Raw genomic sequence first — 12,061 nt, forward strand, 5'->3', positions numbered from 1 at the left:
CGCACTACGGCACCGGCAATCCCGCCCACGCGCCCGGCCCGTAGCCCGCGCCCACCTGCGCGACCTCCATCCGGTAGGCGCCGTCGATACCCGCCGCGCCGCGCGCCGCGGCATCGAACGCGAACGCCGGCGCCGCCGTCTCGCCCTCCCACACCGTCGCTCCACCGGCCACCGCGCGCAGCGCATACGCCTCCCGCTCCTCGCCGAGCGGCACCTCCGCGTCCCACCCGTCGCCCCCGACGCGCGTGCGCCGCACCCACGCGAACCGATGCGTGCCGCCGTCGTCCCGCATTCGTAGGTGCGCCGGCGCATAGGGCCGCAGCCCCACCGCCCGTGGCGTCACGGTCACGTGGCGGTAGCTGTCGTGATCCAACGCGAAGCGCGCCGGCCCGATCCTGAGATGCCGCTCCAGCCCCACCGCCTCGGCCGCGGTGCCGAGCTGCCGCAGCGCCCCGTCGACCAGCACCACGAGGCTCCCGGCGGGCCAGGACGCGCGCATCGCCCCCTCGGTCCCCCGCAGCCCCCGCAGCCGGAGCCGCAGGTCCCAAAGCCCCGGCTCCACCGGATCGGCGGCCTGGAACTGGAACAGCTCCCACCCGTCCGGGCGCCCGTCCCCGATCGCGGCGAGGTTGCCGCCCCCGAGGAACGCGGCATCCCGCAGGGTCCGCGGCGTCCCGCCCCCGAAGCGCACCCGCAGCGGCGCGCCCCGGTCCAGCACCCCCGGCGCGGCGGCCGCCAGCGGCCCCTCCGTCAGCCCCGCGGTCGCCCCCCGCCGCAGCACCGTGTCCAGCGCGTAGCCCGCGTCCTCCGCCGCCGAGAGCACCGACACCGCGCCCGGCCAGGGCCGCGCCCGCGCGGCGACGTGGGGCGCATGGGGCACCTCGGAGCCGCCCAGCAGCGGGAGGTCCAGAAGGATCGGATCGACCCGCCCGTCGGCGACGTAGCCTTCCGCCCCCGGCGCCTCCGCGCCCGGCGGCGGCGGGTCGTACACCGCCGGATCGGCCCGCACCGCCTCGACGGCGAGCCCGCTCCCCTCCTCCAGCCGGTCCACGCGCCAGAGCCCGTCCAGCGCGCCGATCCGCAGCAGGTCGCCCGGCGCCACGTCGCGCCGCGAGGGCGGCAGCGCCAGGCGCACCGCGTCGCGCGATAGCCGCGCCTCCGCGAGGAACCGCTCCGCGATCGCGCTCCCCTCGCCGCCCGTCAGCGCCATCGGCAGCTCCGTGTCCGAGACCGGCACGCTCGGCCCACCCGGCAACACCGCCTCGCCCACGCGCGCCTCGAAGCGTCCGTCCGCGTCCCCGTGATGCACGCGCACACGTCCCGCCAGCTCCGCCTCGGGCGCGTGCATCTCCTCGATCGCGGGCGACTCGCCCTCGCCCAGCAGCGCCTCGCCCGCGTCCACCGCGCGGATCTCCGCATTCCCGCGCATCCGGAACACCAGCACCCCGTCCCGCTCCGCCGCCTCGACGCCGTGCGCCATCATCAGCGGCTGCAGGTCCGCCCGCGCGCTCGCCACGTCGCGCGCCGCGAAGCCGCGCACCGCGCCATAGACCTGCGACACGTCGAACGCCGCCACGCCGGCCGCGCGGCAGATCTCCGCGATCACGCTCGCCAGCGGCTGCGCCCCCGACCGCCCCGACCACCAATGGCCGAAGGGATAGTTCGCCGCGTCCGACCACAGGCCCCCGTTCGCCGGGAACGCCGGCCAGGGCCGCGTGTCCCAGCACCACAGCAGCGAGTGGTCGAGGTCGACCATCGGCCCGCCGTAGTGCGGCGACACCGGGTTGCGCGACGCCGCGCCCCAGTATCCCAGCGTCGCCCGGATGTACTGCATCTGGATCGCGTCGTCGCGGGTGCCGCGCGAATGGTAGGGGAGCGCGCTCTCGGAGCTCTTCGGGTCGAGGAACTTGTTCGGCTGGTTCGTGCCCCGGTCCACGGCGGCGCAGCCGTACTCAGTGAACCGCACCGGCTTCGAGCCGGGCATCCATGGCGTGGGCGCGGCCTCACGCACCCCGCCCCGGCGCTCGTGGTGCGCGTTCTCCCACCACCCGCGCAGGTCCTTGTAGCGGTACACCCACGGCTCCCCGTGCGCTCCGTCCTCGATGGGCACGCGCCGCTGCGCCGCCCGCGCCTCGGGGCTGGGATAGTACCAGTCGTACCCCTCGCCCCCTTCGACGTTGCTCCGCAGGTAGCCTAGGTCGCGCACGTCGCCCCAGCCCGCGTCCGCGTGATCGCGCCCGTCGCGCCAGTCCGACAGCGGCATGTAGTTGTCGATGCCCACGAACGCGATCTCCGGGTCGGCCCAGAGCGGGTCGAGGTGGAACCGCACGTCGCCCGAGCCATCCTGCGGATGATGCCCGAAGTACTCCGACCAGTCCGCGGCGTAGCTCAGCTTCGCACCCGGCAGCAGAACCCGCACCTCGGACAGGAGCGCCCGCAGCGCGGCCACCGCCGGATAGGCGCCGCCCGCTCCCCGGATCGTGGTCATCCCCACCATCTCCGAGCCGATGCAGAACGCCTCCACGCCCCCCGCCGCCGCGCAGAGCGCCGCCTGATGCAGCACGAAGCGACGGTAGCTCCACTCCGCCGGCCCCGCGTAGCGCACCGTCGGCGTCTCGGTGGCCGCCCCCCCGAGGCCGTCCGTGCCCGCCACGCTCGACACCGCGAAGTCCGCCGCCGCCGCCGTGCCGAAGAACGCCGCCACCTCCGCGTCGGCGGCCGCCGTGCAGTCGGGCGAGCCCGCCCGCCCCGCCGCCACCGACTGCGTGATCCGCCCGCGCCACGGCAGCGGCGCCTGCTCCGCCCCGCCCCAGGGATCGGGCAGCCCGTTGCCGGCGAGCTGGTCCATCAGGATGAACGGGTAGTAGGTGCAGTCCAGCCCTTCCGCGTTGATCGCCCGCACCGCCTGCATCACCGCCGCGTCCGCCGGCGTGCCCCCGTAGATCGCGTTGCCGTCCACGCGCGGCAGCTCCGCGGCATCGCCCCGCTCCACTCCCGAGACGGCCCAGACCATCGGCGCCGAGCCCACGTCGCCCGCCTCCACCTTCGGCCGGATCGTGCACTGGCCGCAGCGCAGGTCGTCGCCGAACCAGCTGACCACGAGCGACACCGAGCGCAGCGCCGGCGCCTCCTCTACGAGGTTCCGCAGGCTGACGGTGAAGTCCGGCGCCTCGGCGGCGCTGTTCACGTTGGCGCTGCGCGTCTCCAGTCCGCCGGCGGTGTAGCTCACCCGCTCGGTCGCCAGCGCGAACTCGCCCGTGCCGGGGATGAGGGCCACGCCGCGCACCATGTCGTGGGGCGCGGCCACCTCCCCGGCCGCATCGGCGGGGCGCACCACCTCGAAGCTGAACTGCGGTACCCGGTTGCCGAAGCGCCCCAGGGCCAGGTCCTCGATCACCACGTAGGCCGTGCCGCGATAGGCCGGCGCCCGCCCCTCGCCCTCGACCGCCTCGATCAGCGGGTCGGGCAACTGCGCCTCGTCGCCCGCGTAGACGCGCATCGGTACCTCGTCCAAGGCCAGCTCCCGCCCGTCCGCCCAGACGCGCCCCACCCGCAGGATCGTGCCCTCGCACAGCGCGATGGCGAGGCTCACGGAGTAGGAATACTCCGTCACCTCGGGCTTCGGCGGCCCGCCCTTGCCCCCGCCCGTGGTCTCGCTCGTCTCCTCGAACGGCGTGCACCAGATCACCTGACCCGCCACGCGCATCCGCCCCCAGACCTGCGGGATCGGCGCGCCTTCGGCCGCCGACGACAGGCGCAGGCGGTCGATGCGCCCGTGCTCCACCGCCTCCGAGCCGCCGCCCAGCACCCGCTGGTCGATCGCGCGCCCGGCGGCGGCGCCCACGGCCCGCCCGATCACCGCGCCGCTCAGGCCCAAAACCGAGCCGCCGATGCTGCCGCCCACGGAGGCGCCGATTGCGCCCAGAACCAGCGTCGCCATGCCCTACTCCTTCTCGGGAAAGTCGAAGCGCGCCGCCACCCGGCGCGCCCAGGGTCGCGACAGCGGGCTCTCCACCACGCCGCGTCCCGCGTAGGCGTGGACGAAGCGCGGCGCCGCGCCCGCCTCCGCCACGATGCCCAGATGCTTCGCCAGCCCGCCCTCGCGCATCCGGAACGCCAGCACCTCGCCGGGCCGCAGCGCGCGCCCCGCCGGCACCGGCCGCAGCCACCGCGCCACCGCCTCCAGCAGCGCCTCGCGGGCGCGCACCTCGGTCCAGTCGGCGGTGTAGGGCGGCACCGCCTCGGGCTCGCCCCCCATCACCGCGCGCCACACGCCGCGCACCAAACCGAGGCAATCCGCCCCCGCCCCCTGCCGCGAGGCGCCGTGCAGGTAGGGCGTTCCGATCCAGCCCCGCGCCGCGCGGACGGCCGCGCTCACCGGCGCCCCGCCGCGGGCACGGCCATCAGCCAGTCGTCGCCCGGCACGTGGGGAAAGCCCCGGAAGTTCGCGGCGTTGCCGAAGGCGTCGCGGCAGGTGGCGAGCGCCTTGTCGCAGCCCACCTCCACCCGCGCCCGGTCGCCCACGGCAGGCACCGCACCGGGCGGCACCCATAGCTCCACAATCCGCACGCCGTTCGCCACGCGGTCCACCTTGATGGCCGCCGACAGCCCCGCCGCCGCCCCGTCCTCGAACCGCACGCGTCCGCGCGCGAGCCGCCCCGCCGCCACCGCGCCCGCGCCGCCCAGGCGCAGCACCCGCCCCTCCCCCTCGACCGCCTGAACGGTGGCCACCGCCGAGCGTCCCGGCGCCTCCAGCCCCACGCCGCAGCGCGCGTCCCCCAGCACCGCGTCGCAGCGTCCGTGATAGACCCGCCCGCGCACCGCGTTCAGCGGCTCGGCCAGCCCGCGCAACTCTGCCGAGAAGCGCCCGCCGCCTTCCGTGATCTCGCCCAGCGTCCCCCGAAACAGCACCTCGAACGCCGACGGGTCGCGCCAGTCCACGAGGTAGCTCCACACCTCGGCCGCGTCCCAGCGCCCCGCCCGCACGTCCTCGGCGCGGATCGCGGCATCCGAAAGCGCGCCCGACACCGAGCCGTTGTCCACCGCCAGTCCCGTGCCCGTCTCGATCGCCCCCGCCGCCAGAGCCGACGCGGCGCGGCAGACGCTGCCCTCCACGGCGAGGTCGCGGTCGTGGTCGGTGAACCCGAGCGTCGTCCCGTCGCGCCGCCGCACGACCCAGGCCCGTGCCACCGTCGAGGCCCCCGCGTCCATCCGCTCCGCGAGCGCGCTCACGTGCGGATCTCCACCACCGGCACATCCGGGATCTCGCCCGCCTCGAAGCCCGCCACGCTCGCGCGGATCGCGTCGGTGTCGAAGCGCACAGGGACGTCGAACTCGAACCCCGCCGTCACTTCCGTGCCCGCCGCCGGCGCGACCGGGAACCGCACCGTGCCGGTCGCCACGTCCACCTCGTAGTCCACGCCCTCGACCTGCTCGTCGTCGGACAGCCCCACCCGCACCGTGCCCGCGACCGGCTTCCGGATCGGCCGGTCGTAGCCCTGCTCGCCCGAGCGGTAGCGCTTCAGCAGCGTCCACTCCGTGCGCGCCCCGTCGCCGGTGCCGATGCGCTGGTCGTCGAAGTGCGGCTCCGCCGAGGGCAGCCCCGAGCGATGGTCCGCCCAGTCCTTCCAGCGGAACCCGTGCAGCCGCCCGCGCCGCGCCTCGAAGAAGGCCACCACCTCGGCCACGTCGTCGAGCGAGCGCAGCCCCAGCCCCGCGTCGTAGCGCCGCCGCGAATGGGCCCAGGGCGTGTTGCGCTCCTCCCATCCGTTCGAGAGCGTGACCACCTCGGTCCTGCGCTCCGGGCCGCCCGCGGAGCCGAAGCTCAGGCGCGCGGGGAATCGTATCTCGTGGAATGCGGTCATGGTTGCCTCACCGGTTGCGGGCCGCGCGCCCGAGGGCGCGGGTCATCTGCGCGGCGATCTGCGTGCGCGAGCGGCGGAAGCCCTCCACGTCCGGCGTGGACACGTTCACCGTGACGTGCGCCGCGCCGCCGCCGCCCGCCGCCACGCCCAGCCGCCCGTCGGCGCCGCGCGCGAGGGGCAGGATCGCCTCCGGCCCCGCCTCGCCCATCACGCCCGCGCCGCCGCGCATCGCGAAGGGTACCGGGCCGTCCACCACGCCGCCCCGCGCGAAGGGCGTCACCCGCCCCACCGCGCCGCCCGCGCCGAACAGCCCCTCGACGCCCGCCGCGAGCGCCCCGCCCAGCGCGCCCTGCACGGGCCGCAACGCCGCCCCGTAGGCCGCCCGGCTCAGCGAGCGGGCCACGCCCTCCAGCGCGCCGCTCAGGCGCTGGCCGTCGAACACCACCCCGTCGAAGGCCCGCCGGAGGCCCCGCCCGACCACGCGGCCCATGCCGTCCGCCTCGCGCGCCGCGCGGCTCATTGATGCCTCCAGCGCGCCCAGCTCCGCCGAGAAGCTCGCCGCCACCGCCTCGGCCCCGCCCGCCTGCGCCTCCAGCGCCGCCAGCGCGTCCTCCAGCCCGTCGAGTTCACTCATCACCGTCCTCCTTGTCCGGGAAGCGCCGCGCCAGGGCCTCGAGCCCAGCGCGGTCCATGGGCAGCCGCCCGCCCTCGACGCCCAGGAGGAACGCCAGCTCCGCCGGCGTCAGGCGCCAGAACGCCGCGGGCGCCAGTCCCAGCCCCCGCATCCCCGCCCGCATCAGCGCGGGCCAGTCGAGCCTCACGTGGACGGCCCCGGCAGCGCGAAGCCGCGCGCCAGGAGAAGGCCCGCGATCCGCGCCGCCTCCACCGGGCCGCCCCCGATCTCGCCTTCCAGCAGCGCGGCGGCGCGGCCCTCCCAGCCGCCGCCGCGCAGGCCCGCCAGCAGCACTGCCACCACGTCGCGGGTGCGGAACCGCCCCGCCTCGAAGCGCGCCACCAGCGCCACCAGCCCGTCGCCTTCGCCCAGCTCCGCCTCCAGCGCGGCCAGCGCGCCCAGCGTCAGCCGCAGCACGCGGCGGCGCCCGTCAAGCACCAGCGCCGCCTCGCCCGCCCAGGGGTTCGTCAAGGCTCCACCCCGATCGGCGAGAACGTCAGCTCGCCCGCAGAGGCCAGGCTCACCTCGTAGGTGGCCTCGCCGTCGTGGGCGCCCGCGTACTCCAGCGCCGTGATCTGGAACGGACCCTCGACGATGCCGAAGTCCGGCAGGATCACCTGCCAGCGCACCACCGCCCCGTCGAAGAACAGGGCGCGCGCGCGGGCGTCGGTCGCCTCGTCGCGGAACACGCCCGCGCCCGAGACCGAGGCGGTGCGGATGCCCGCGTTCCCCAGCAGCTCGCGCCAGCCGCCGGGGCTGCCGATCGCGGTGACGTCCACCGGCGCCGCGTTGAAGCTCAGGCGCGTGGTGCGCAGCCCGGCGAAGGTCTCGAAGACCAGGTTTCCGTCGATATCGACCTTGAGCAGCAGGTCGCTGCCGTTCTGTGCCGCCATGGGAGCCTCCTTCAGTTCTCGATCCGCGCGCGGAAGGTCAGGTCCACGCGCCGCGTGCCGTCCCGCCGGTCGCGCCGCGCGCGTGCGCCGCGCAGCGCGATCCCCAGCAGGCGCCCTGCGTCCAGCGCGACCCCCGCCTCCAGCACCGCCTCGACCCGGGCCGCCGCGCGCTTGGCGCCCGCGTAGCCCTCGGCGGCGGTCACCACGCTGACCTGGAAGTCGTGCACCGCGACGACGCCGCCCCGGTGCGCGGTGCGCGAGACCCGCTCGGGGCCCAGCGCCACGTAGGTTTCCGGCGGCCCCGCCCGGGGCGCCGCGTCGAACACGCCGCCCACCAGGGCGGCCAGCGGTCCGTCCGCGGTCAATGCGGCGAAGCAGGCGCGCTGCAGCGCCTCGCTCGACCCGAAACTCATGCGCCGTCCCCCTCGATCCACTCGCGCGCGAAGCAGACGAGGAAGCGCCCCGAGGGATCGTCCTCGTGCACCGCCTCCACCGCGAAGAGCCGCGCGCCGTCCCGCAGCCGGTCGCCCGGCGCGGGGCGGCCCGGGTGGCCCTGGGGCAGCGCGTGGCAGGTGATCCGCACCCGCAGCCGGGGCACCGCGCCCGTCTCCGTGACCCGCACGCCGCCCGACCGGGCGTCCACCTCGGCCCAGAGCGTGCCGCGCGACTCCCAGCCCTCCGCATAGCCCCCGGCCCCGTCGCCGGTGCGCACGGGCACCAGCCGATCCAGCCGGCGCGTCAGCCGCGGCCCGCTCATGCGCGGCCCAGCCGCAGCACGCGGCACGGCGCGACGAGCCGCCGGGCCGCCGCCTTCAGCGCGTCCGAGGGGTCGCCTCCCTCCAGCGCCTCCGCCTCCAGCAGCACGGCCTCCCAGAGCGATGCGGGCACGTCGGACCACGCCGTGCGACCGGCCCGCACGACCAGACGCACCCGCGCCCCCGCCACGAGCGCGCGCGCGAGGCAGAGGCGGGTGCGGGCCCCGTCGCGCTCGCGCACCGCCCCTTCCAGGCCCACGGGCACGCCGTCCACCTCCAGCGAGACCACCTCCGAGACGGGCGCCAGCGGCACCGTCAGCAGCCGGCCGCCCGGCGCGCGTCCCTCCAGCACCGCCTCGTGATCGAGCAGCGCCTCGCCCGCGCGCGCGCCCACCGCCGCGAGCGAGGCCCGCAGCACCTCGGCGAGCCGTGCCCACCGCCCGGCCTCGGTGTCCCAGCCGACCGGCAGCCGCAGCCGCACGGCGAGGGCGTCCACCGGCAGGGCGGCCTCGGCCACCTCGCCGCGGTTGGTTACGTCAAGGGTCATCGCGATCTCCCTGGGTTTGAGTGACGGGGCCGAGCGGCCGCCCATGCGGACAAGCCGGAAACCGCCCGGCCCCGCGCCCCGGCCCGGGGGCCGGGGACCTCGCCGTCCCGCCCGCCGGGCGCGGCGCGCGCGGCGGGCCGCCGGTCCCCCGACCCGGGGACCGGCCGGGACGGGTCAGCTCGCGGCGATCCGCAGGAGCTTGATCGCCGCGAAGTCGGTCACGTCGCCGCCCACGCGCTTGGTGGCGTAGAACAACACGTGCGGCTTGGCCGAGAACGGGTCGCGCAGCACCCGCAGGTCGGGCCGCTCCGCGATCGTGTAGCCCGCGCGGAAGTCGCCGAAGGCGATCGCCAGCGCGCCCGCGGCGATGTCGGGCATGTCCTCGGAGATCAGCACCGGGTAGCCCATGAGCTGCGCGGGCTGGCCCGCCGCCAGGCTGTCGGACCACAGGAACCGCCCGTCGGCGTCCTTCATCTTGCGCACCGCACCGGCGGTCTTGGAGTTCATCACGAAGGTGGCGTTGGCCCGGTAGCGCGCGCCCAGCGCGTAGACGAGGTCCACCAGCGCCGCCGCCGGGTCGGTCTCCGAGAAGTCCGCCGCCGCGCCCGAGGGCACGGTGCCGAGGTTGCCCCACGTCCACGAGGCGTCGTCCACGGCGGTGTAGGTCAGGAAGCCGCGCGGCTTGTCGGAGCCGTCGCCCGCCACGAAGGCCTGCGCCTCGGCACGCGCGAACTTGTCGGCGATGCGCCGCGCGAGCCACGTCTCCACGTCGAAGGCCGCGTCGTCGAGCAACCGCTGCGAGGCCTTGGGCATCGCCGCCAGCTCATGGAGCGGGATCGAGATGCGGTCGAACTGCGGGCTCGCGGTCTCGCCCGCCGCGGCCGTCTCCGTGGCCCAGCCCGCACCGATGTCGGCGTGGTCCACCAGCACGTCGTAGGAGGTCGCCTCCACGTTCACCACCGACGCCACCGAACGGATCGAGGCGGCCGAGCGCAGCACCGTGGAGACCGTCTCAGCGGTCTGCGGATCCACTAGGTAGCCCCCGTCGGCGGACACGGCGGTGTTCATCGCCTTGCCCTCGAGGCTGAGGGAGCGCAGCCCGTCGTCGTCGCCCGAGCGCAGGTAGCTGCCCATCGCCTCGGCGTGGGGGGCGCCGGCGGCGGCGGCGGCGGAGTCCAGGGGCGGGCGGGCGTGCTTGGTATTCATGCGGATGCGTTCTTCCTGCTGTTCCATGCGTTCCTCGATGCGGCGCTGGAAGCGCCCTACGTCGCCGACGAGCCCCGTCAGCGCCTCGGCGACCTCGCCGATGCCGTCTTCGGCCATGGCCGATCTCCTCTTCCGGTGGTGGGGGGCGCGCCTCACAGGGCGGCCAGTTCGCGGCGCGCCTCGCGCAGCGCGCGCGCCAGGTCGCGGGCGCGGGCCTTGCGGCCCACCCGCGCGTCAGGGAGCATCGGGAAGGTCACCAGCGACACCTCCCACAGCTCCAGCTCGTGCAGCCGCCGCCGGCCTTCGGCGTCGCGCGTGGCGCGCTTCACCCGGTAGCCGATCGACAGCCCGTCCAGCGCGCCGGCCTCGACCAGCGCCGCCGCCTCGCGGCCCAGCGCCACGTCCCGCAGAAGCCGCCCCCGGACGAAGAGGCCGCGCCCGTCCTCGCGCACCTCGTCCCATACGCCGATCACGCGCGAGGGATCGTGCTGCCAGAGCATCCGCACCCGCCCGCCCTCGGCGTGGAGGCGCGCCAAGCAGTCGCAGTAGGCGCCCGGCTCCACCACGTCGCGCCCGTCGTCCTCGACGCCGAACAGCGAGGCGTAGCCCGAGATGCGCGCGCCCTCCTCCAGACGCAGCGCTTCCGCCGCCGCGGCCTTGCGTTCCAAGCCCTCCATGGGGGCCTCCTTTCGCTCCAGATCAGATTGCCAGCAGCAGCTTCACGCCCTGCGCGAGGATCGCGCCCACGACCCCCATGACCGCCAGCCACAGCCGCCGCTCCAGCCGCTCCAGCGCCACCTCGATGCCCCGGAGCCGGAAGGCGAGCGCGTCCCAGCGCTCGTCCATCACCCGCTCGTTGGCCTCGATCCGGGCGTTGGCCGCGTCGAACGGCGCGTAGAGGAAGCGCGAGCCGGTGCGGCCCTCGCCGCTCATGCGTCCCCGGCAGGCGGCAGGCCCAGCATCGCCCGCTTCTCGGCGTCGGACAGGAACGCCGCCTCGCCGATCCGCCGCCACTCGCCGTCGCGCTCCGACTGCAGCGCCGGGACGCGGTCGCGGTCGGCCTCCAGCCGGATGCGCTCGCCGCCGTGGTCGGCCAGCCAAGCGCCCAGCCCCTCGCAGACGCGCCCCACCAGGGGCAGCACGGTCAGGCGGTAGAAGGCGCGGTTGGCCTCGGCGTAGTTGGCGTAGGTGGCGTCCCCCGGGATCCCCAGCATCATCGGCGGCACCCCGAAGGCCGTGGCGATCTCGCGCGCCGCCGCCTCCTTGGTGCGCTGGAACTCCATGTCCGACGGCGAGAAGCCCATCGGCTTCCAGTCCAGCCCCCCGTCCAGCAGCATCGGGCGCCCCGCGTTGCGCGCGCCCTGGTGGCTCGCCTCCAGCTCCGCGCTCAGGCGGTCGAACTGCTCGGCCGACATCTCCTCGCCGCCGTTCACGATCGCCCCCGAGGGCCGCGCCGCGTTGTCCAGCAGCGCCTTCGACCACGCCGAGGCCGCGTTGTGCACGTCCACCGCGCCGGCGGCGGCCGTCATGGGCGACAGCCCGTAGTGGTCGTCCGAGGGGTGGAAGAACCGCAGGTGCGCTACGGGCGACACCTCGCCCACCCGGAAGCGGTGCGTGCGCCCGCCCATCGCGTAGTCGTAGCCCACCGGCCAGCCGTCCGCGCCGGGCACCACCGACATCCGGTCCGAGCGCAGCACGTGCAGCTCGTCGGGCCAGCCGCCCGGCCCCACCGCCTCCACGTAGGCGTTGCCCGTCAAGAGGAGCTGCCCGTAGCACGCCTCCAGGAACTCGGTGCGTCCCTGCGCCGGGTTGGGCCGCTCCAGCCGGTCCAGAACGGGATGCACCGCGAAGCGCCCCTCGCGCCCGGCGACGGCCACCGGCACGGCCGCGGCCGCCTCGGCGATCAGCTTCACGCAGCGGTGGCCCACCGGGTTGGTCTGGAACCCCAGCCGCATCAGGGTCCCCGTGTCGCGCGCCGACCACACCGGCCGCCCCGACGCGCCCCACGCCGCCACGCGCCCCGCCGCGCTGCGCTTGCGCTCCGGCGCCGCCGCCTCCGCCTTGCTGCCCCATCCGAACATCGTCCGTCCTCCCGTGCCGCCCAAAGAAGAGGGGGCCGCGAA

The 12,061-nt window shown here is 76.2% G+C and carries 15 protein-coding genes; all 15 read right to left on the bottom strand.

The window, feature by feature from the left end:
- Positions 1 to 4: 4 nt before the first annotated feature.
- A complete protein-coding gene (locus tag K3554_RS13650) occupies positions 5 to 3,940 on the bottom strand; it encodes a glycoside hydrolase/phage tail family protein (protein ID WP_259941149.1) in 3,936 nt (1,311 codons plus the stop codon).
- 3 nt (positions 3,941 to 3,943) lie between these two features.
- A complete protein-coding gene (locus K3554_RS13655; protein WP_259941151.1) occupies positions 3,944 to 4,378 on the bottom strand; it encodes a peptidase in 435 nt (144 codons plus the stop codon).
- Positions 4,375 to 5,232: a DUF2163 domain-containing protein gene (locus K3554_RS13660; RefSeq protein WP_259941153.1), complete on the bottom strand. Its 858-nt coding sequence runs from the start codon at positions 5,230 to 5,232 to the stop codon at positions 4,375 to 4,377. The genes K3554_RS13655 and K3554_RS13660 overlap by 4 nt, the downstream gene beginning before the upstream one ends.
- Entirely contained in the window at positions 5,229 to 5,864 is a 636-nt protein-coding gene (locus K3554_RS13665; protein WP_259941155.1) for a DUF2460 domain-containing protein, read from the bottom strand. Before K3554_RS13665 ends, K3554_RS13660 begins: the two co-directional genes overlap by 4 nt.
- A 7-nt stretch (positions 5,865 to 5,871) precedes the next feature.
- Positions 5,872 to 6,498: a phage tail tape measure protein gene (locus K3554_RS13670; protein WP_259941157.1), complete on the bottom strand. Its 627-nt coding sequence runs from the start codon at positions 6,496 to 6,498 to the stop codon at positions 5,872 to 5,874.
- Positions 6,491 to 6,685, bottom strand: a complete 195-nt coding sequence (locus K3554_RS13675) for a rcc01693 family protein (protein ID WP_409197319.1) — start codon at positions 6,683 to 6,685, stop codon at positions 6,491 to 6,493. The genes K3554_RS13670 and K3554_RS13675 overlap by 8 nt, the downstream gene beginning before the upstream one ends.
- Complete coding sequence (locus K3554_RS13680) at positions 6,682 to 7,008, bottom strand: gene transfer agent family protein (RefSeq protein WP_259941159.1); 327 nt, start codon at positions 7,006 to 7,008, stop codon at positions 6,682 to 6,684. The genes K3554_RS13675 and K3554_RS13680 overlap by 4 nt, the downstream gene beginning before the upstream one ends.
- Positions 7,005 to 7,430 carry a phage major tail protein, TP901-1 family gene (locus K3554_RS13685; protein WP_259941161.1) on the bottom strand — a complete coding sequence of 142 codons (426 nt, stop codon included), beginning with the start codon at positions 7,428 to 7,430 and terminating at the stop codon, positions 7,005 to 7,007. Before K3554_RS13685 ends, K3554_RS13680 begins: the two co-directional genes overlap by 4 nt.
- A gap of 11 nt (positions 7,431 to 7,441) precedes the next feature.
- Complete coding sequence (locus tag K3554_RS13690; RefSeq protein WP_259941163.1) at positions 7,442 to 7,843, bottom strand: DUF3168 domain-containing protein; 402 nt, start codon at positions 7,841 to 7,843, stop codon at positions 7,442 to 7,444.
- Positions 7,840 to 8,187 carry a head-tail adaptor protein gene (locus tag K3554_RS13695; RefSeq protein WP_259941164.1) on the bottom strand — a complete coding sequence of 116 codons (348 nt, stop codon included), beginning with the start codon at positions 8,185 to 8,187 and terminating at the stop codon, positions 7,840 to 7,842. The genes K3554_RS13690 and K3554_RS13695 overlap by 4 nt, the downstream gene beginning before the upstream one ends.
- Positions 8,184 to 8,732, bottom strand: a complete 549-nt coding sequence (locus tag K3554_RS13700) for a hypothetical protein (protein WP_259941166.1) — start codon at positions 8,730 to 8,732, stop codon at positions 8,184 to 8,186. The genes K3554_RS13695 and K3554_RS13700 overlap by 4 nt, the downstream gene beginning before the upstream one ends.
- Before the next feature lie 174 nt (positions 8,733 to 8,906).
- A complete protein-coding gene (locus tag K3554_RS13705) occupies positions 8,907 to 10,055 on the bottom strand; it encodes a phage major capsid protein (RefSeq protein WP_259941167.1) in 1,149 nt (382 codons plus the stop codon).
- A gap of 35 nt (positions 10,056 to 10,090) precedes the next feature.
- Complete coding sequence (locus K3554_RS13710; protein ID WP_259941169.1) at positions 10,091 to 10,615, bottom strand: HK97 family phage prohead protease; 525 nt, start codon at positions 10,613 to 10,615, stop codon at positions 10,091 to 10,093.
- A 22-nt stretch (positions 10,616 to 10,637) separates the two neighbouring features.
- Positions 10,638 to 10,871: a hypothetical protein gene (locus tag K3554_RS13715; RefSeq protein ID WP_259941171.1), complete on the bottom strand. Its 234-nt coding sequence runs from the start codon at positions 10,869 to 10,871 to the stop codon at positions 10,638 to 10,640.
- On the bottom strand, positions 10,868 to 12,019 hold the full coding sequence (locus K3554_RS13720; RefSeq protein ID WP_259941172.1) for a phage portal protein: 1,152 nt from the start codon (positions 12,017 to 12,019) through the stop codon (positions 10,868 to 10,870). Before K3554_RS13720 ends, K3554_RS13715 begins: the two co-directional genes overlap by 4 nt.
- Positions 12,020 to 12,061 lie beyond the last annotated feature (42 nt).

The organism is Jannaschia sp. W003, assembly GCF_025144335.1.
GTDB lineage: Bacteria > Pseudomonadota > Alphaproteobacteria > Rhodobacterales > Rhodobacteraceae > Jannaschia.

Coding starts and splice junctions, on each gene's coding strand:
- K3554_RS13650 (WP_259941149.1), bottom strand. CDS start 3,940: ATGGCGACGCTGGTTCTGGGCGCAATCGGCGCCTCCGTGGGCGGCAGC.
- K3554_RS13665 (WP_259941155.1), bottom strand. CDS start 5,864: ATGACCGCATTCCACGAGATACGATTCCCCGCGCGCCTGAGCTTCGGC.
- K3554_RS13670 (WP_259941157.1), bottom strand. CDS start 6,498: ATGAGTGAACTCGACGGGCTGGAGGACGCGCTGGCGGCGCTGGAGGCG.
- K3554_RS13685 (WP_259941161.1), bottom strand. CDS start 7,430: ATGGCGGCACAGAACGGCAGCGACCTGCTGCTCAAGGTCGATATCGAC.
- K3554_RS13690 (WP_259941163.1), bottom strand. CDS start 7,843: ATGAGTTTCGGGTCGAGCGAGGCGCTGCAGCGCGCCTGCTTCGCCGCA.
- K3554_RS13695 (WP_259941164.1), bottom strand. CDS start 8,187: ATGAGCGGGCCGCGGCTGACGCGCCGGCTGGATCGGCTGGTGCCCGTG.
- K3554_RS13700 (WP_259941166.1), bottom strand. CDS start 8,732: ATGACCCTTGACGTAACCAACCGCGGCGAGGTGGCCGAGGCCGCCCTG.
- K3554_RS13705 (WP_259941167.1), bottom strand. CDS start 10,055: ATGGCCGAAGACGGCATCGGCGAGGTCGCCGAGGCGCTGACGGGGCTC.
- K3554_RS13710 (WP_259941169.1), bottom strand. CDS start 10,615: ATGGAGGGCTTGGAACGCAAGGCCGCGGCGGCGGAAGCGCTGCGTCTG.
- K3554_RS13715 (WP_259941171.1), bottom strand. CDS start 10,871: ATGAGCGGCGAGGGCCGCACCGGCTCGCGCTTCCTCTACGCGCCGTTC.
- K3554_RS13720 (WP_259941172.1), bottom strand. CDS start 12,019: ATGTTCGGATGGGGCAGCAAGGCGGAGGCGGCGGCGCCGGAGCGCAAG.